Source organism: Bacillus sp. cl96, assembly GCF_900100505.1.
Classification (GTDB): Bacteria; Bacillota; Bacilli; order Bacillales; family Bacillaceae_G; genus Bacillus_A; species Bacillus_A cereus.
The window spans coordinates 97,690-117,268 of record NZ_FNDM01000007.1 but is presented as its reverse complement, the minus strand read 5'-3'; the positions used below and the strand labels follow the sequence as shown (position 1 = coordinate 117,268).

The window sequence follows — 19,579 nt, the reverse complement described above, 5'->3', positions numbered from 1 at the left end:
TGTATGTGAATTCTGACTTTTCTTATTTATATAGGATGATTTTAGTTGTATCCTTCATAGTAACGGTTATATGTAATGGGAAAATATAGGGATAAGGAGATGAAGTTATTCATGGTACAAATTCATCCGAAAACACGTATTGGTCATGTTGAATTTAAAGTGAAAGATTTAGAGCGTCAAATTGCTTTTTATGAGAATGTTGTAGGATTAGAGGTAATTAAGCAAGAGGGGAATAAAGCATATTTATCTGGAAAAGGTGGAAAGAACGCGTTACTTGTTCTTGAAAGGTTAGAGGACGGGGTACTGCAAGAACCGCGTACGACTGGTATATATCATGTAGCCTTTTTAGTTCCGACTCGTGAAGCTTTTGCTTCTGCGCTATTTGGGGTTCTTCGTAATAAGAATGTAATTGACAGCCCGGATGAGCAAGAAGGGCGTTATACATATTCAAATGAAATTTTACCAATTTCAAGGTTTAATAGTGCAAGTGATCATACATATAGCGAAGCTTTTTATTTGCAAGATTTAGAGGGGAATGGTATTGAAATTTATGCAGACCGTCCGCGTGATCAATGGGGAGAAGGGCCAGGAGGAAGTACACCACTTGATTTAAAAGAATTGGCAACACTCGTTGATTATGAGTTTGATGGTTTGTCTGCTAATACTGTCGTTGGGCACGTACATTTACGAATAGCTGATGTAGAGAAATCACATGAATTTTATGTGGAAACAGTAGGTTTTGAAGTACAACAGCGTGAAGAGGATTGCTTATTTATTTCAGCAGGGGGATATCATCATCATATTGGTGCAAATACGTGGAACGGAGTAAACAATCCACACCCACCAGTACATGCAACTGGGCTAAAGGTGTATACGATTGTACTACCGTATAAAGAAGCGTTAGATGAAGTGAAAGAAAGATTAATAGAAAAACAACATGAAATAAATGAAACTACAAATGGGTTTGTGGTGGTAGATCCAAGTGGTATTACAGTGCAGTTTGAAATAGAAGCAGTGTAAAATAAGCGAGAAAGTGTATAATCACTTTCTCGCTTATTTGTGATCATTCATAGCTCAATCCAATATCTTCTTACTACATTCCCATCTTCCTCAGTGAAATCATCATCACGAAGCCCGCCGTTATGTAAAATCGTTTTTTCAGAAGCGGTATTCACTGCGTCGCAAACGACAAGTACTTTCGTGATGTCTAATTCCTTCGTTTTTTCTAATGATAATGCTAGTAACTTCGTAGCATAACCATTTCTTCTTTCAGAAGGGCGAATGCCATAACCAATATGACCGCCAGCGTTAAATAAATGTTCGGTTAAACTATGACGTATATTAACAGCTCCCACAATTTTATTTTCATCTGTAACAAGCCAATATGTAGAGTCTGGTACCCAAGTTTCAGGGATATTTATTCCGTTATGCGCATCGAGAAGTTCTTGAACCATAGCTGGGAAGTTGGCAGGATTTTTTGAGATAACCCACGGGATCATTGTTTCACCGCTATCTTTCCATTCGTTATAGAAATCTAAGTATTCTTCTTGTAAATCAGTAGTAGGTGTAAGTAACGAGACGTTCATTGTTAGTAAGCTCCTTTATTTATGTATTTTTTATAAAAAATTATGAAACGAAATGAAAGCGTTTTCTTAAATTTCTCAACCTAATTTCATGCAATCCACCTTTGGTTTTTTAGAAAATTAGTGAAGGTTTAAAATCAGGAGTTATTTATTTTATGTTAATATTTAAAATATTAACATAAAACAGTCGGAGTATTAAGTGTATTTTAGTGGTATTCTTTCATGGTGATAAATGGATGTTTGTGATAATTTTTGTTTTATCTATCTATAATGAATGAAAGGGGGAAGTGCCCGTGAGTGTAGATTTTGATTTTATTATACGAATCGGTGTTGCTGGCTTGTTAGGAGCAATGATTGGTATTGAAAGAGAAATTCGATCGAAAGAAGCTGGATTAAAGACTCATTTCCTCGTAGCGGTAGGAAGTGCGTTAATAATGGTTGTTTCGAAATATGCCTTTTCAGATATTGTGTATGAAGAGCATACGTCTCTAGACCCAAGTCGGATTGCAGCACAAGTCGTTAGTGGAGTTGGTTTTTTAGGTGCAGGCACAATTATTATTCAAAAGCAGGCGGTGAAAGGATTAACGACCGCGGCTGGTTTATGGGCTACTGCCGGTATAGGATTAGCAATTGGAGCGGGAATGTATGTAGTAGGCATTGGAGCGACGATTCTCGTTTTAATTGGTTTAGAAATTGTAAGTCGTATTTTTAAGGTGCAATTTCTATTTCCACAAAATATAACAGTGCAAATGTTTGTAAATAAACATGAAGCGATACAACAAATATTAGAAACACTACAAGTGAAAGGCATCCCAATACTCTCATATGAGGTGGAAGCTTCACAGCAAGGTACAGAAACTGTTTATAAGGTAGGAATGCAGCTGAAAAATATATCGTCAGAAGAAAAGAATGAGTTTATTCAGCATATGCAAACATTACCGGAAGTTACGTTTATAAAGTTAAAATCATAGTGTTGAAAACGAGGATAGATGTAGCAGAAATTTTGCTATTATCTATCTTTTTTGATATAAAATGCACGGAAAGTCAAGCGTTAATTTTACATGGAATGGATACATGTGTGAACGTTACCTTATTTTTTCTCAATACAGGACAAAAAGTGAAAATAGTAAAATAATGGAGCGGGACACTAAAAATGTAAGGTAGGGGAGAGCATGAAAGGCTATTCAAAGAAAATGTTAGTAGGGGTAAGTTTTGCTAGTTTAATGTTAGGGAGTTTTCAAGGGGTCAGTTTGGCAGAAGATACTAAGGGAGAGCAAGTTTCTTATCGAAATGTGCTCAAAATGGAGCCAGTCGGTGTACAACTACCAGTACAAGAATTAGCTCATTCATCGAAAGTGCTCGAAAGCAAGTCTTTTGAGAAAAGGTTACAATTTGCCGATTTATCACAAAGACCACCTGAGGTGAAAAAAGAAAGTAAGCAATTAGCTGTAGCGAAAACTTATACAATTGCTGAATTAAATCAATTAAGCAATCAGCAGTTAGTAGATTTACTTGTAACAATTGATTGGGAGCAAATTACGGGGCTATTTCAGTTTAATACAGACAGTCTAGCATTCTATCAAAATGATAGTAGGATGCAGGCGATTATTGATAAATTGAAGCAGCAAGGACAAGCCTATACGAAGGATGATTCAAAAGGGATTGAGACATTAGTGGAGGTATTGCGTTCAGGATTTTATTTAGGATTTTATAATTCGGAACTTAGTAAATTAAATGAACGGAGTTATCATGATAAATGCTTACCTGCATTAAAAGCGATAGCTAACAATTCAAATTTCAAGCTGGGTACATTAGAGCAAAATAGAGTGGTATCATCATACGGAAAGTTAATAGGAAACGCTTCGAGTGATGTGGAAACGATAACATCAGCTGCAAAAATTTTCAAACAATATAATGATAATTTTTCTACATTAGTAGATAATCTTTCAGCTGGAAATGCTATTTACGATATTATGCAAGGTGTTGATTACGACATTCAATCGTATTTGTACGATACGAGGAAAGCTCCGAAAGATACAGTATGGTATCAGAAAATAGATAGTTATATTAATGAACTAAGTCGTTTTGCATTAATGGGAACGATTACAGCAAAAAACGGTTGGCTTATTAATAATGGCATTTATTATACAGGTAGACTCGGTACATTCCATAGTACAGGAACGAAAGGGTTACAAGTTGTAACAGATGCGATGAAAATTTATCCGTATTTAGGGGAGCAATATTTCGTAGCTGCTGAGCAAATCGCAACGAATTATGGCGGAAAAGATGCAAATGGTAAAGTGGTGAATTTAGATCAAATAAGAGAAGATGGAAAGAAAAAATATTTGCCAAAAACGTATACGTTTGATGATGGGGCAATTGTTTTAAAAGCTGGAGATAAAGTGACAGAAGAAAAAGTAAAACGTTTATATTGGGCGGCAAAAGAAGTGAAGGCACAATTCCATCGTACGGTTGAAAGTGATCAACCTTTAGAAAATGGAAATCCTGATGATGTACTAACGATGGTTATTTATAATAGCCCAGCAGAATATCAATTTAATCGTCAATTGTACGGTTATGAAACGAATAACGGTGGTCTTTATATAGAAGGAACAGGTACGTTCTTTACTTATGAGCGTACGCCAGAAGAAAGTATTTATAGTTTAGAAGAATTATTCCGGCACGAGTTCACGCATTATTTACAAGGTAGATATGAAGTACCAGGGTTATGGGGACAAGGAAAAATATATGAAAATGAAAGATTATCTTGGTTTGAAGAAGGAAATGCTGAATTTTTTGCAGGGGCAACGAGAACGGATAATGTTGTACCGAGAAAGAGTATTATAGGAGGATTATCTTCAAATCCAGCAGAGCGTTATACGGCAGAGCGAACGTTAAATGCAAAGTATGGAACGTGGGATTTCTATAATTATTCCTTTGCTTTACAATCGTATATGTACAATAAGAGATATGATATGTTCGATAAAATACATGATCTTATTAGGAAAAATGATGTAACAGCATATGATGCATATCGCTCTACATTAAGTAAAGATGCGAATTTAAATAAAGAATATCAAGACTATATGCAAATGCTAGTTGATAATCGTGAGAAGTATAATGTGCCATTAGTATCAGACGATTATTTAGCGAATCATGCATCGAAGCCAGTTTCAGATATTGCAGCAGAAATAACAGCGGAAGCAAAATTGAAAAATGTATCAGTGAAGAAAAATAAATCACAGTTCTTTAATACATTCACACTACAAGGAACATATACAGGAACTGCAGCAAAAGGAGAATACGAAGATTGGAAAACAATTACACAAAACGTTAATGATACGTTAAAACGTTTAAGTGTAAAGGAATGGACAGGCTATAAAACAGTAACAGCATACTTCGTAAATTATCGCGTGAATGCATCAGGACAATTTGAATATGATGTTGTGTTTCACGGTATTAATACAGAAGAAGGTGCAGAGAATAAAGCACCAGTTGCAGTTATAAATGGTCCGTATAGTGGAAATGTAAATGAAGCAATTTCATTTAAAAGCGACGGATCAAAAGATGAAGACGGGAAAATTACTTTGTATAGATGGGAGTTTGGTGATGGAGCAGTAAGTAATGAGCAAAATCCAACTCACGTATATACAAAAGAAGGAACGTATACGACGAAATTAACGGTAACAGACGATAAAGGAGCAACTAATACTGCTACAGCGACTGTAACTGTTCAAAAGAAAGAAGATAACAGTGTAGAAAAAGAACCGAATAACTCATTCCAAACAGCAAACAAACTGCAGTTAAATCAAGTTTTACGTGCTAGTTTAGGAAATGGCGATACAAGTGATTTCTTTGAAATTAATGTGGAGACTGCTAAAAACCTTCAAATTAACGTAACGAATGAAAATAATATCGGAATGAACTGGGTACTTTATTCTGAAGCAGATTTAAATAATTATGTTACGTATGCTCAGCAACAAGGGAATAAACTAGTAGGTAGTTACTACACGTATCCAGGGAAGTATTATTTACATGTGTATCAGTATAGTGGTGGAACAGGGAATTATACGGTGGAAGTAAAGTAGTAAAAAGGGAGTTGTCTTTTTCAATGAATGGCATAAGGTCTGTACTTTATTGGAAAAACAATTGTAGGAAATGTCCCTAATGATAATAACAAATTAAGTATCGCGAGATATTATATTTACATTAAACAAATCTAATCAGTAAATGAGATAAAATCGATGAACTAGTATTTCATCACGATGTAAGGAAAGTTATAAATATTAAGTGCGTTTAATGTAGTTAAACTAAAGGATCAGAGTGTATCTGTAACAATAGATAAGCTCTGATCCTTATTATTTTTAATTAACTAAACAGAAAATTTTTGTCGCATTAGCAGGGGATACTAATAGAAAAGCGTGTCCCTTTACCTAAGTTACTCTCTATCTCTATATCTCCGTTTAATTCTTTAATAATACTATAAGCAATCATAGTACCAAGCCCAGTTCCTTTTTCTGTTGTTGAATAGAATGGCAAAGCAATTCGTTTTATTTGTTGAGATGACATCCCAATTCCTGAATCAATAATATCAATTATGATATTTCCTTTTACTTTTTGTATATTTATTTGTAATAATCCACCATTTTTCATAGCCTCAATTCCGTTTTGGATGATGTTGTTTAGACAGAGTTTGAATTTTTCGGGGTCCCCATTTATATAAAAGGAATCTGTACTATTTTGTTTGATTTCAACTTTGTATGATAGAGCGAGTGGTGAAATAGTATCTTTCACTTGATTTAAAATGTGATTAATATCTATTTTCTCTTTTAGGGTGTTCTGTGGTTTGGTTAAAGATAAATAGTTATTAATAGTAGATTGTATTTGCTGCATTTCAATTAACATGATTTCTAAGTATTGATCCTGAGATAGCTTAGAGGCATGTTTTTCATTTAATAATTGAGTGAATCCATGTACCGTGGTTAGTGGATTGTGGATTTCGTGTGCAATTGACGCTGCTAGTTCGCTAGCTATATAAAATTTTTCAGCCCGTTGCAGTTTTTCTTTCATTTTATATTTCTCAATCATTTCCTCTATAAAATAAACTGATAATAATACTGTGAAAATATTAATGACTATATAATTTAATAAAAATTCTATGAGAGTAGAGTCTATTTTACCTCCTGTATTTATTTGAGTTACAATACCGCAAATAGAAAGTGAAGCTGTACATACTAAAATAAGAAGTAAGCTTAATAATATCTTTTTTTCTTTAAAATACATAGGTAATAAGTAACGAAAGAGCATTGTTATACCCAAAATAATAGTGAAGATAATAAATGATGGAAGAACGCCATTTCCGCCTAAGTAAAACCGGTAAGAAAGATATAAAATTCCTATAAAAACAATGTTTTTTGTATTTCCATATAGAAAAACTAATATAATAGGAATAAAACGTAAATCATAAATAAATCCCACATGTAAATGAAAAGGAAAAGTCATACAAAAAATAATAGCAATGGAGGAAAGGATAGAAAATAACATATTATTACATGTTATTTTTTCTTTAAACTCTAGCCAGAGTACGTGATAGCTAAGGATACAAATTATTATAATAAAGGTATTTAATAAAAGAGTAGAAATTCCCATAGTTTTGCATCTCCGATAGTTTGTAAGTAGAATTATGTATGAGTTGGACAAAGATGTTTAGTATTAGTAGACTTTTTATCTAAAAAGGAAGGGTACTTGAAAAGTGCTGTTATATTACTCGTATTAAAATCGATAAGGAAAATAGAAAAATAATAGATAAAAAATCTATTTAAATTCATGTGCATATGAAATTATAAACTAACTTTTGTATAGGTAAAATTGGGATTGAGTTACTGATAAAATAAGGTTCTTTAAGTATGAATATTCTGTGAAAATGATATGTGTGGTGACTCCTGTTTTGTAGCCTTCGTTATATTAACATGGAATATATCAAATTACAAAGTGAAATTTTAGAAAAATTTTATTAGTACATTTTATCTGAAATAGAAATGCTATTTATTTGAGTATTTTGGTACTTCCTCGTATAAAACTTTGTTAGAAAAAGATTTTAAAATTTATAAGTTTTTTATGAAGTGTAATATTGTAGCTTTATCTATGTGGCTTTCTCAATAACTATTAAGGCGGAAAGTTAAAATATATAGGTTTATAGATATGAATTATTACATAAAAACGCACTTAAAAAAGGATGTATGATGGTAATAGAATACAAACATCAAGGGGGAACTTAAAATGAAGTTAAATAAACTAGTGCTTAGTTGTGGAGTAGTTTCAGCATTAACACTTGGTGTGTTAGGGAATAATACTTATGCTGAAGAAGTACACAAAACGAATGATCCAATTCATGTAGTTGAACATGTTTCTGCAGACTTATTATTAACCCAAACAATGGATTATAGTGGCGAGGCTGTAACTTCTTTCGTATATGATGGGAGTACTGACTTAAGCTTTTCTATGAAAAATAATGGTCAAAATACAATGGGATATAGTGTAAAAGGTCCAAATACAGAGCTAATTGTTGGTGGTTATATAAAACCTGGAGAACAACAAATTAATGTTACAAATGTACGGAATGCTTTATCTCCATTGCCGAATGGAACATATAAAATTTACGTTTCAAATGATGATGGTTCTAAGGGGCAATTCCAAGTTTCAGTAAGATCTATGAATTAAATTTAAAACGCTTTGTTTTTAAGTTAATTTAATCTTTACTTATTGGAAAGAAGCTAAAGTGAATTGAGAATTACCGATAAAAATGAAAACGAGCACCTTATCTAATTGTGAGAGGGTGTTCGTTTTTTGCTATTAAACAGAAAATAATTATAAATATATTTTGAAATTCCCATTGCTAACCTACTAGATTGTGTCAACTAGAGAATGTCTACTATAAAACATATTAAAATAAAGATGATGTAACATTCCGCTAAATTATATGGGGAAATAGAAAAACCACCCTTATATGAGTGGTTTTAGTAATTATTTTTAGGTTATACATTTAAAATTAGGCTAAGTTATAGAAATAATAAACATTTAATCCGTTGTTATTATTTTGGTTCTGGATAATGATTGTAGTATGAGATTCTAATAAATTCTTGATAGACATTTGTTAATTTTGCATCTCTAAGAGCATCGTTGAATTTTTGCATACGTACACTCCCTTGAGCGTAGCCTCCACCTGGAGTATAAGGGTTTCTTGCTTCAAAGTCATCCAAAAATACTTTTAATTTTTTATAGTCTTGAGATTGATAGAAAGCCACGGCCTCTTCAGGAGTGACATCAAAGTAAGAGGATGACGTTGAGTTATAAGAAGCTGCTTGAGCAGTAGGTGCCTCTAGCATAGTTGCAGCTCCACCGAACATAGTAAGCGCCATAGAAGATACAATAATTTTTTTAAACATAATAAAACCTCCATGTAGAATATTGGATTAATAGTAATCCTGTAATCATTATAGTTACACTGAAAGTGATTATCAAATGCAATATTGCATAATGTATCCCGCTATTTTGGGGCAGTAAGACTCCCGCCCAAAAATTCAATGAAAGCAAAGAAGTTAGAGGGGAATCGGGAGGATTAAAGTTTCACTTTATTCTTTGAACGAGAAGTCACCTTTATATTTAAATGGAGGAGTGTAATAGATTAGAAGAGGTGTATAAGTTACTCAGGTTAACAAGAAAATGAAGAGGATATTTTTAATAGGGGAAAGCTTAATAACTGGAGTAAAGGAATTGCTATTTATATATTTAACATACATATTTGTCTTTTAAATTGTAGGCGTGTTTTAGAATTTGTATATAGTAAATTCGTTAAAAAACTTGATAAATAATAAAATGTGTAAATTTTTTGACTATTTTATTAAAATTATTTAATATTTGTAATTTATTGTTTTATAATGATAAATGGGTCGATCGTGAATGTTTTAGATATTGCGATATACACTCGGATTAATTTATTCTAGGGAGGTTACAAAATTGGGTAAGAGAGTCATTATAAGAGTTTTTACATTATTATCAGTACTGGCATTATTCCTTAATGTATTTTTACCTAGGGCTAGTGCAGAGGTTATGACGCATGAGAAATATTCAATGGACTGGAGTTATAGTAATAGTCTAGGTAAGTACATTCGCACTGAAATGATTAAAAATTCAAGTGGTCAAATTGCTTATTGCTTAACCCTTGGATTAAAATCACCAAATGGTGAAGATCTTCCTGAAATGGGGAAAACAGATAATGTAGTATATAGAGTCTTATTAAATGGTTTCCCGCAAAAAAGTGCTGAACAGCTGGGAGTAGCTAATAAAAATGAAGCGCATTATGCAACGCAACTTGCGGTTTGGAATGCATTAGGTCAACTCGATGTAAATGAATTAAAACATGAGAATAAAAATGTTGAAAAAGCAGCTAAGGCTATTATTAGTAATGCTAATAATAGTGAAGAGACTCAAGATGTTTTTATGAATGTGATTCCTGCTGAAAAGCAAAAAGCAGAATTAAAGGGTGAATTCTTCGAAACAAATCTATATTCAGTACAAACAAATGCTAAGAGTGGTTCTTATAAGGTAGTAGCGAAAAATGCACCTAATGGAGTTAGAATTGTTAGTGAAAATGGAGAAGTGAAAGATCAGCTTTCAGTTGGAGAAAAATTTCGTATCCAAATTCCTAAGAATACAAAAACGGGTGAATTTAATTTAAGTGTAGCTGCTAATTTAACTAAAGTTCAAGCAATTGCTTACCGTGGTACGGATACTGTTCAGAACGCTACAGTACTATTAGAAAGAAATGAAGAAAAGCTTAGTAGTGATCTTGCAGTAAATTGGGAAGCAGCTGGTTCTTTAAAAATTAAAAAGGTTGGAGAAAATGGAGAAGTTTTAGCTGGTGCAGTATTTGAGGTCTTTAATGCAAATAATGAATCAGTTGGAAAAATCACGACTGGTGCTGATGGTATGGCAGAATTAAACAACTTACCAATTGGTACTTACACATTAAAAGAAATTAAAGCACCAACAGGCTATGTTTCAGATGATAAAACACAAACTATTGAAGTTAAGACAGGAGAAACAGGAGCTGTCCAAATAGTAAATAACAAAGTAAAAGGTAACATCGAAATTAAAAAGCTCAGTGATTCAGGAAAGGTTTTACCAAATGTTGAATTCACAGTCTTTACTGAAGATGGAAAAGAAGTGCAAAAAGTAGTAACAAAAGAAAATGGAATTGCAAACGTTGAAGGTCTTACGTATGGTAAGTATTATTTCTTAGAGACAAAAACACCTAATGGATATATTGGAAATAAAACAAAGTATCCTTTTGAAATTAAAGAGCACAATAAAACACTTACTTTTACAGTGGAAAATACCGAAGTGAAAGGTAGTGTAAAATTACTAAAAGTAGATAATGAAGATATTAGCAAAAAATTAGAAGGTGCAGTATTTGAATTGAAAGATGAAAGTGGAAAAGTAGTTGGGGAATATAAGACAGATAAAAATGGCGAGATTAACGTCAAAGATTTAGCGTATGGTAAATATTCATTTGTAGAAAAGGCTTCTCCACATGGTTACGTTCTTGTTAAAGAACCAATTATGTTCGAAATAAAGGAACATGGGAAGATTATTGAGTTATTGGCAGTTAATCATCTTATCAAAGGTGATCTAGAAATTACAAAGGTAGATGTAGCTGATGGAAATAACAAGCTTCCAAATGCAGAATTTACGATTTATAACGAAGCAGGAAAAGAAGTAGTAAAAGGAAAAACAGACGATAAAGGAATCGCTAAATTTGAAAAATTACCATTTGGAAAATACACATATAAAGAAACTGTTGCGCCAAAAGGTTATGTATTAAATGAAGAAACGTTCTCTTTTGAAATTAAAGAGAATGGTCAAATCATTAAACACATTGTCAAAGATGAAAAGATTCCTTCAATAGAAACAAAAGCTACTGATAAAACAGATGGTACAAAAGAAATGCACACGTCTAAGTCTGTAACAATCCAAGATAAAGTGGAATACAAAGACCTACAAGTAGGCAAAGAGTATACTTTAAAAGGTAAATTAATGAATAAAGAGACTAATAAACCATTAGTTGTAAATGGTAAAGAAGTAACTGCTGAAACGAAGTTTACACCAAAAGAAGCAAATGGTTCTATTACACTAGATTTCACTTTTGATGCAACTGGTTTAGAAGAAAAAGAAGTAGTAGTATTCGAAGAGTTATTGAAAGACGGAAAAGTTGTTACGACACATGCTGATATCAATGATAAAGGTCAAACAGTTAAGTTCGTTAAGCCATCAGTAAAAACGACAGCAACAAACAAAGCTGATGGTTCTAAAGAGTTAGATGCTTCTAAATCTGTAACAATCCAAGATAAAGTGGAATACAAAGACTTAATCGTGGGTAAAGAGTACGTAGTAAAAGGTAAACTAGTGGATAAAGCAACAAACAAGCCATTATTAGTTGATGGTAAAGAAGTAACAGTAGAATCTAAGTTTACTGCTAAAGAGAAGAATGGTTCTATCACATTAGACTTCACTTTCAATGCTTCTGCATTACAAGGTAAAGAAGTAGTAGTATTTGAAGAACTGTATCAAGATAATATATTAGTAGCTATTCACGCTGAAATTGAAGATAAGGGACAAACAGTGAAATTTAAAGAGGGAAAATCGGAACAACCAAAACCAGAACAGCCAAATTCAGGTAAAAATACGACAACACCAGAGCAACCTAACGAGCAAGTAAAAGAACAACCACAACTTAAGAAAGAAATTCAATCTAAAATTGGATGGTTACCGCAAACAGGTACTAATCTTACAAGTTGGATCTCTATGGCTGCAGGAGCATTACTGTTAATTGTTGGTGGAGTGATTTTCTTAAAACGTAAAAATGCATAGAAATTAAAAAATAAGCACATCTGTTTTTATAACAAGATGTGCTTATTTTTATCATTTTAGCCAAGAAGACTCCTATATTTAAGCGTGAATGGCATTTAAAATAGCAACTTTATTTGTAGTAAACAATACATAATTTTGTTTTACTGTTTTAATTAAAATACGGTCTGTTGTCCCATAAGATGTTCCAATACGTATTACATCTACTTCTTCAACACCAGCATAGGTAGCATCTTCGGTAACCTCAATCACATCACGTAATGGAATTGTAATCTCCGCCAATTGCCATGAAATAATTAATTCTTCATTTGTTTTTTTTACATTAATGCCTAGCATTATACCAAGACCCTTCAATAATAATATGCTACACTTCTAATCTTATTATATAAATTTTTAGATTGTTTATCTATATATAGGAATAGAATTTATTTCTATTTGTGAGCATCTTAATGATGTCAAACAAATAGAAGGATATACAGTCTTTTTATTAAGAAATATGTTAAGAACAAAATTTTACTTCAAATTAATATGAATTTGATATGGTTGAGATATTATGAACGAGAAACAGTAAGAGTTGCAGGAAGGAAATGAATAATGAGACTTAAATTAGTAGGGATTTTCATTTGTGTAATTATGATGTTAGGTATCTTTATAATTTACACCAATCAATCTATTGGTAAAGAATCAGATAAGATGAACTATGAATCTCGTGAAAACTTCATAAATAAAGAGAAAGATAGTAGAGGAAAAAGGCAATCAAAATACAATGAAAGTTCTTTTGCTAGTATACAGGCTGTAGTTAATAAGGAATATGGATTACCCGAAGAATTAGTGGACAGGATTGTTACTGCATTAACAGATAAACCTAATGTGTAAATTATTCAGTGTTTATGAATTCTATTATTACTATTTAAAGCCTAATTTCTCAATGTATTGTAGAGAAATTAGGCTTTTTTTATCAATTCATTAAAGTTTTTATAATTCAAGGACTCAAGTTAATGATTATATTTTCAAGTATTCGTTTTGAGCTACATAGATATAGTTTTCGTTGCAACTGTTTGTTGAAATATTTTATCATGCTCAACAATAACCATTGTGGGATTAAATTGTTGAATAAGTTCTTCAATCTGCATACGGGAATAGATATCTATAAAATTTAGTGGTTCGTCCCATATATATATATGAGCTTTTTCACATAAACTTTTAGCGATAAGCAGTTTTTTCTTTTGTCCACCAGAATAATGAGATATATCTTTTTCAAATTGAATTCGGTCAAAGTCCATCTTACTTAGGATGGACTTAAATAAGGTTTCATCAATCTTGTGCTCTTCAATAAAGCCTGATAGTGATCCCTTCAAATGAGAAGTATCTTGTTGGACATAGGAAATGATGAGTCCTGTACCTAAAGTAACTAAGCCTGTATGCTGTATCGGATGTCCTAGAATTAGTTTTAGGATACTACTTTTTCCGCTCCCATTCGTTCCATCAAGTACAATTCGGTCACCTTGTTCAACTATGAAGCTAATCGGCTCATTCACAATTTGATCATTGTACTTAACGGACACGTCAACTAAAGTAACCAATTCATTTGATTTAAATTGCAATTGTTCCAATTTTAATGACTCAGTTTTTTCCACATTTTTTAGTAATTTTGATTTTTCCTCAATAGCTTTTTGTTGCCTTGATTCAAGGTTTTTTGCTCTTTTCATCATCTTGGCTGCTTTATGTCCTACAAACCCCTTATCCAACTTAGAGCCTGAATTCCTCGTTCCATTTTTTGAAGCTTCTACGTCATTAGACCAACTTGCTGAACGTTTGGAAGACTGTTTTAATCGCCCTATGTCTTTTTGTAGACGCTCATTTGTAGCCTTCTCGTGTTCTTGCTGTCTATCAAAATTTAACTTCCAAGAAGAATAGTTACCACTTTGAACTTCAATATTTGCTCTATTAATAGATAGGATATGGTCAACGCACCCATCTAAAAAGATTCTGTCATGTGAAATTAAAATAAATCCTTTTTTCTTCCTTAGATAATCGGAGACTATCTTTCGTGCATCTGTATCTAAGTGATTTGTTGGTTCATCAATTAATAGAAATTGACCCGCATTTAAAAACAGTGCAGCAAGCAACACTTTTGTTTGTTCCCCATTTGATAATGTTTTAAATGGTCTGTACATGACCTCAGCATCAACATTTAAATAGGATATCTCACGTAGAAGTTCCCAATCTGCGGCTTGGGGACAAATTTCTTCAAGGATTTCATGAGTGAATTTGTTCTTATCTGAAACAGAGTAGGGGAAGTAATTGAATTCTACTGAAGCAAGGATTTTCCCGCTATACTCATATTTCCCTAACAATAAATTAAAGAATGTCGTTTTACCTCGTCCGTTTCTACCAATAAATCCTAGCTTCCAATCCGTATCTATTTGGAAGTTTACACTTTCAAAAATATTATCAAAGCTACCTGGGTATGAAAAAGTTAAGTCTTGGACCTTTATCATTGACATAATAATTCCTCCTTTATATATCGAAACGTTTCATATAAAGTCGGAACATCCATCCATTTTTTAATTCCTCTATATAAGTTTGATGGATATTAACGACTTATATAGAGCATTACATGTGTAACAATAGTATCTGAAGTACTCATTTTTCTCGCTCCTTTATTTGTGAAGTACATTTAACAATTAGTAAGTTTCAACTAAGACAAACGGGAATAAAAAAATCCCCCAATTTGTAATCGGAAGGATTAGTCTTTCGTCTATACTTAATAAGTACTTATTAATCATTTGAATCATGACAAATAAAGTATGAACTGAATTTTAAAAATGGATAGACTAACCCTATATTTTGTAGTTTGAAGTTATAAAATTCAACTTAAAATATAAATTAGTTAATCATTATTCATCCATCATTCCTTTCATAATTCTATTTTTAGAGTAACATTCTTTTTAGGGAGATGCAATATTAGCTTCAATTGCATCTAATTCTAAATCATTTATAATTCTTTGAGTAAGGAGATAAAACTTTACCGCCCTTTTTATAAACATCACATTTTTGTTCAATAGGTCATGTCTTTTGTCCGTTAAAAAGGGAGGATATGAAATTGACATCAACTTTTTGTGTAACTATAATAGTTACAGTTGGTTTCGTAAACTAACTTGAATTTCTATTTTAATGATAGTATATTTTCATTCCTTTTTAAGTGTGACAGATAGCAACTATAATCCAATAGAGGAGTAGATTCTATCTCATATGTAAAGAGTAGATAAGTTGTACCCGCCAAATTTACGATGCTCAAATACTTAAAAAATTACATTTTTCAGCTTATCCTTTTTAGAATCCTCAGTATTGATAATTGTAAACATCTACAAAAGGTTAATAAGATTGTTGTGTGTAGAAAGAAATCTTTTAAAAAGGTCATAATATGGATAATAGGTAGCACACATTTTAATTAGTAGGACTTGTGCCACCATCAAGCCATTTTTTAATAAAAGTATAGAAAAATCAAGAAGGTGAATCCATTGCGTAAACATGTATATGTGCAATTTTATGTATTGATATTGGCTTTAATAACTTATATAAGCTTTTGCTTTATATTTTTATTTGTTTTTCCGAATCATTATTTCGTATCAGATTTTAATATCCGACTATCATCTTTAGTCGTTGAAACTACTGTATTTATCTCATTACTGTATTCTATATTATCCCAAAAAATTAAGTTAGGAGTATTCTGGGTTTGCATTACTATTGCAATAGGGTGTTTTTTGATAGGAAATTTCATATCCGCTTTTCAAGTACTTAATGTAGAATTACCAATACAAAATTTTAATATTTCTGATGTATTTCTACTGTTTTTCTTATTCTTCTTTCTTTTTGCGTTCTTTTATAAAATTATGATGGAATGTAACAAATGGGAGAAAGCGTATTTACTTTGTGATTTATGCATTGTTGTTACTGCTATTTTTACATTAGAGTGGTACCTATTTAATAAACCATCTGCAAATATTTTATTCTTATCAATTGGAGATGTTTTTCTCTCATTTATTTTTCCGATTATAGATTTATTGCTTCTATTACTTGGAGTTACACTGATCTTTCGACCTGCTATTTTCAATGCAAAAAGTAAATTGTTTATTTTTATCCTAGTATTAACTGGATTGGCTATTACGGACTATTTGTATTTTTACTTACAAGGTGATTTGTCAGAGCGTTCAGTTATATTTTTAAGGTGTTTGTATAGAGTTTTCCTATTATTTATCGCTATTGCTGCTACAATCCCAAAGAATACTTCTTCTAAAAGAAATTATTTTATTATTAATCCGACATTTGGAGAGAAACTTCTTGGTATATTCCCTTATCTTGCAGTTGCAGTCTTAATTGGCTTTACTTTGAAAGAGCAAACTTCTTCAGCTACATTAATTACGGGAAATTGTATTGCTTTTGTATTTGTACTGATTCGTCATACAATCGTACGAATGCAAAACAAAGAGTTAACTAAAACATTAAAAGTGTTTAATAATCAATTAGAACAAACAGTATCTCAAAGAACAAGGGATTTAATAAATAAATCTAATGATTTAGTAAAAAATCAAGAGAGATTTAAGTCATTATATGAGTATCATCCGGATCCTATTTTAACGATTGATTCAAACGGTATCGTATTAAATATAAACCAGGCTGGAAGTATGTTATTAGGAAAAGAAAGTGCTGTATTGATAGGGAAAGAGTGCTTCTCTATTTTTTTAGATGAAGATAAATCTGAATTGGAAGCAGCTATAAAGAAAGGGAAACGATGTAGTTCATCTTCACTACAGTTACGTGTGAAAAATAACAATGAGAAAGATATACTCTTTTGGTATGTCACTATAGTTCCTATTATGATAGAAGGACAAACCTTTGGGAGCTATGTAATGGTAAAAGATATAACAAGGATGAAACAACAACAGGAAGAGATAAATTACCTTGCATTCCATGATACGGTGACGGAGATTGGAAATCGTATATTCTTCCAACAAGAATTAGATAGATCTATTAAGCGTGCACAAAAAACACAGGATAAGTTTGGGCTCCTGTATATTGATTTAAATCGCTTTAAGACTATTAATGATACATTGGGTCATTCGATTGGTGACAAGGTTTTAAAAGAAGTTGCCAAACGTTTTAGGACATGTCTGTCACCGACTATTCCTCTAGCAAGAATAGGTGGTGATGAGTTTGCGATCATTGTCCATAACCAAACAGAGCAACAGCTATTGGATTTGTGTAAAACTCTATTTCGTATAACTGAAGAACCATTTGTAGTAAATCAGCATAGTTTTTACTTATCTCTTAGTATAGGAATAGCAGTGTATCCATTTGGAGGAATAAATACTACTACACTTTTACAACACGCTGATATCGCTATGTATAGCGCAAAGGAAAAAGGTAACAATGCTGTTTGTATGTATGACGAGACATTATCTCAAAAAGTAACTCGTCGATTACGATTAGAACAGGATTTACCAAATGCAATTGAAAATAATGAGTTGTTTTTATTGTATCAACCACAAATTGATAGTAAGGCAGGTAAGGTTATTGGTGCAGAGGCTTTAATACGTTGGCAACATCCAGAGCTTGGACTGATTTCTCCTTTTGAGTTTATACCTATCGCAGAAGAAACGGCGCAGATTATTTCAATTGGGAAGTGGACGTTACAGAAAGCGTGTCAACAACTGAAAGAATGGCATTCTGCGGGCTTTTCAAATCTAAAGATGGGGATAAATTTATCAGCTATAGAGTTTGAACAGAAAGATTTTGTTCAAACCATTATATCTACCATAGAAGAGATAGGAGTACCTGCTAATTCGATTGATTTGGAATTAACAGAGCGAATAGCAATGGTAGATGAAAAGGAAACCTTATCGAAGTTAAAAGCATTAAAATCATATGGTGTACATTTATCAATTGACGATTTTGGTACAGGTTATTCTTCATTAGCGTATCTGCCTCTTTATCCAATTGATACTTTGAAAATTCCAAGAGAATTTGTTAATAGGATTGGAACTTCTACTGATGGAGATGAAATTATACAAACCATTATTTCACTTGCTCATACTTTAAACATGAAAGTGATAGCAGAAGGGGTAGAAACGAAGGAACAATTAACAGTGTTACAACGTAATGCATGTTATCTAATTCAGGGCTATTACTACAGTAAACCTGTAAATGAAGATGAATTTATTGGTTTTTTAAGTACAATACAAAATGAATAAGTGAAAAATCAGTATATGTATGAAATAAAGTGAAAAGACGATCTATCCATATGGATTTGAACGTCTTTTCACTTTATTTTCAGTAGTTATGCAGCAAGGTTTCAGCCTTTGAAAGTAAAATAAGTATCTATATTCCTTGTATTTAGGGCTAATGGGATATGAGGTGAAAGTTGCTTCTTGTGAAACCGCATTAGGGACAGCTCGTATATTCTTAAAGCAATTTGAAAAAGCGGAAGAACATTTCAATCGTTCCATTGACCTTTTGCAAAAACATAATGAAGAAAAATTGATTTTAATAGTAAGGCATAATCTAGGACTATTATATGCAACTCAAAATTTATCTAAATTAGCAATTCGTCATTTATCAGAAGTCACAGAGAAGAATATTGCCCATTTTAAAGCAGTGTTCTTACAAGCGCGTGAACACTATAAGCTAAGAAAAACAAATATTGTAAAAGAACTTATTGAAAAAGGATTAGCAGTTTGTATGGAATTAGGAAATGAAGAGTATGTATATCATTTCAATATTTTACGTTCTCTTAATGAAGATGAAGCAATTAAACTCTTAGAAGAAGTGAAAAAAGTATTTCTTACTTCGAAAAGCAAGGTTTATGGGATTTCGTAGAAGAATATGCAGATCTAAAAAAGGAAGAAATTATACAATAATCACATGCTATCATTTTTAATAGCTAATTAACAAAAGGACTCCAATTATGGAGTCCCTTTGTTAATGGGATAATGCTTTAGTTTATCTAATTATAACAATATTTGTAAAAATTGTAAAGGGGTCCTAGTTTGGAGGGGGAATTATTTAAT

12 protein-coding genes and 1 pseudogene are annotated in these 19,579 nt (G+C 32.1%); 8 read left to right on the top strand and 5 right to left on the bottom strand.

Translation table 11 applies throughout. The annotated features are described in order from the left end of the window. Positions 1-111 precede the first annotated feature (111 nt). A complete protein-coding gene (locus tag BLT20_RS16945) occupies positions 112-1,020 on the top strand; it encodes a VOC family protein (RefSeq protein ID WP_000249879.1) in 909 nt (302 codons plus the stop codon). A gap of 47 nt (positions 1,021-1,067) precedes the next feature. Here the strand turns inward: BLT20_RS16945 and BLT20_RS16940 are convergent, their stop codons facing one another. After that, the gene (locus BLT20_RS16940; protein ID WP_001103120.1) at positions 1,068-1,586 is read right to left on the bottom strand and encodes a GNAT family N-acetyltransferase; all 519 of its coding nucleotides are present in this window, start codon (positions 1,584-1,586) and stop codon (positions 1,068-1,070) included. 290 nt (positions 1,587-1,876) lie between these two features. Between BLT20_RS16940 and BLT20_RS16935 the strand changes: the two genes are divergently transcribed. Both BLT20_RS16935 and colA read left to right on the top strand, forming a co-directional pair. Continuing rightward, positions 1,877-2,554: an MgtC/SapB family protein gene (locus BLT20_RS16935; RefSeq protein ID WP_000109728.1), complete on the top strand. Its 678-nt coding sequence runs from the start codon at positions 1,877-1,879 to the stop codon at positions 2,552-2,554. A 201-nt stretch (positions 2,555-2,755) separates the two neighbouring features. Further along, on the top strand, positions 2,756-5,671 hold the full coding sequence (gene colA / locus BLT20_RS16930; RefSeq protein WP_000679520.1) for a collagenase ColA: 2,916 nt from the start codon (positions 2,756-2,758) through the stop codon (positions 5,669-5,671). Between the two features lie 307 nt (positions 5,672-5,978). On the opposite strand, the gene BLT20_RS16925 is transcribed toward colA, so the two are convergent. Then, positions 5,979-7,232: a sensor histidine kinase gene (locus BLT20_RS16925; protein WP_000513033.1), complete on the bottom strand. Its 1,254-nt coding sequence runs from the start codon at positions 7,230-7,232 to the stop codon at positions 5,979-5,981. Between the two features lie 630 nt (positions 7,233-7,862). Between BLT20_RS16925 and BLT20_RS16920 the strand changes: the two genes are divergently transcribed. Beyond that, entirely contained in the window at positions 7,863-8,303 is a 441-nt protein-coding gene (locus BLT20_RS16920; RefSeq protein WP_000773522.1) for a hypothetical protein, read from the top strand. Positions 8,304-8,674: 371 nt separating this feature from the next. Here the strand turns inward: BLT20_RS16920 and BLT20_RS16915 are convergent, their stop codons facing one another. Further along, positions 8,675-9,028, bottom strand: coding sequence for a hypothetical protein (locus BLT20_RS16915; RefSeq protein WP_000473483.1), 354 nt, complete (start codon positions 9,026-9,028; stop codon positions 8,675-8,677). Between the two features lie 571 nt (positions 9,029-9,599). On the opposite strand from BLT20_RS16915, the gene BLT20_RS16910 reads away from it, so the two are divergent. Then, the gene (locus BLT20_RS16910) at positions 9,600-12,512 is read left to right on the top strand and encodes a VaFE repeat-containing surface-anchored protein (RefSeq protein ID WP_000520162.1); all 2,913 of its coding nucleotides are present in this window, start codon (positions 9,600-9,602) and stop codon (positions 12,510-12,512) included. 78 nt (positions 12,513-12,590) lie between these two features. Here BLT20_RS16910 and BLT20_RS16905 read toward each other — a convergent pair whose 3' ends face one another. Next, entirely contained in the window at positions 12,591-12,845 is a 255-nt protein-coding gene (locus tag BLT20_RS16905; protein WP_000900696.1) for a SunI/YnzG family protein, read from the bottom strand. A gap of 258 nt (positions 12,846-13,103) precedes the next feature. Here BLT20_RS16905 and BLT20_RS16900 point away from each other — a divergent pair. Next, positions 13,104-13,337: pseudogene (locus BLT20_RS16900) on the top strand (hypothetical protein); the annotation flags it as partial. 200 nt (positions 13,338-13,537) lie between these two features. Here the strand turns inward: BLT20_RS16900 and BLT20_RS16895 are convergent. Then, positions 13,538-15,016: an Lsa family ABC-F type ribosomal protection protein gene (locus tag BLT20_RS16895; protein ID WP_000061790.1), complete on the bottom strand. Its 1,479-nt coding sequence runs from the start codon at positions 15,014-15,016 to the stop codon at positions 13,538-13,540. 1,017 nt (positions 15,017-16,033) lie between these two features. Here BLT20_RS16895 and BLT20_RS16890 point away from each other — a divergent pair. Next, positions 16,034-18,763 carry a sensor domain-containing protein gene (locus BLT20_RS16890; protein WP_033684538.1) on the top strand — a complete coding sequence of 910 codons (2,730 nt, stop codon included), beginning with the start codon at positions 16,034-16,036 and terminating at the stop codon, positions 18,761-18,763. Between the two features lie 151 nt (positions 18,764-18,914). After that, on the top strand, positions 18,915-19,388 hold the full coding sequence (locus tag BLT20_RS16885; RefSeq protein ID WP_002026151.1) for a tetratricopeptide repeat protein: 474 nt from the start codon (positions 18,915-18,917) through the stop codon (positions 19,386-19,388). The last annotated feature ends 191 nt before the right edge of the window (positions 19,389-19,579 follow it).

Coding starts and splice junctions, on each gene's coding strand:
- BLT20_RS16945 (WP_000249879.1), top strand. CDS start 112: ATGGTACAAATTCATCCGAAAACACGTATTGGTCATGTTGAATTTAAA.
- BLT20_RS16940 (WP_001103120.1), bottom strand. CDS start 1,586: ATGAACGTCTCGTTACTTACACCTACTACTGATTTACAAGAAGAATAC.
- colA (WP_000679520.1), top strand. CDS start 2,756: ATGAAAGGCTATTCAAAGAAAATGTTAGTAGGGGTAAGTTTTGCTAGT.
- BLT20_RS16925 (WP_000513033.1), bottom strand. CDS start 7,232: ATGGGAATTTCTACTCTTTTATTAAATACCTTTATTATAATAATTTGT.
- BLT20_RS16920 (WP_000773522.1), top strand. CDS start 7,863: ATGAAGTTAAATAAACTAGTGCTTAGTTGTGGAGTAGTTTCAGCATTA.
- BLT20_RS16915 (WP_000473483.1), bottom strand. CDS start 9,028: ATGTTTAAAAAAATTATTGTATCTTCTATGGCGCTTACTATGTTCGGT.
- BLT20_RS16905 (WP_000900696.1), bottom strand. CDS start 12,845: ATGCTAGGCATTAATGTAAAAAAAACAAATGAAGAATTAATTATTTCA.
- BLT20_RS16895 (WP_000061790.1), bottom strand. CDS start 15,016: ATGTCAATGATAAAGGTCCAAGACTTAACTTTTTCATACCCAGGTAGC.
- BLT20_RS16885 (WP_002026151.1), top strand. CDS start 18,915: ATGGGATATGAGGTGAAAGTTGCTTCTTGTGAAACCGCATTAGGGACA.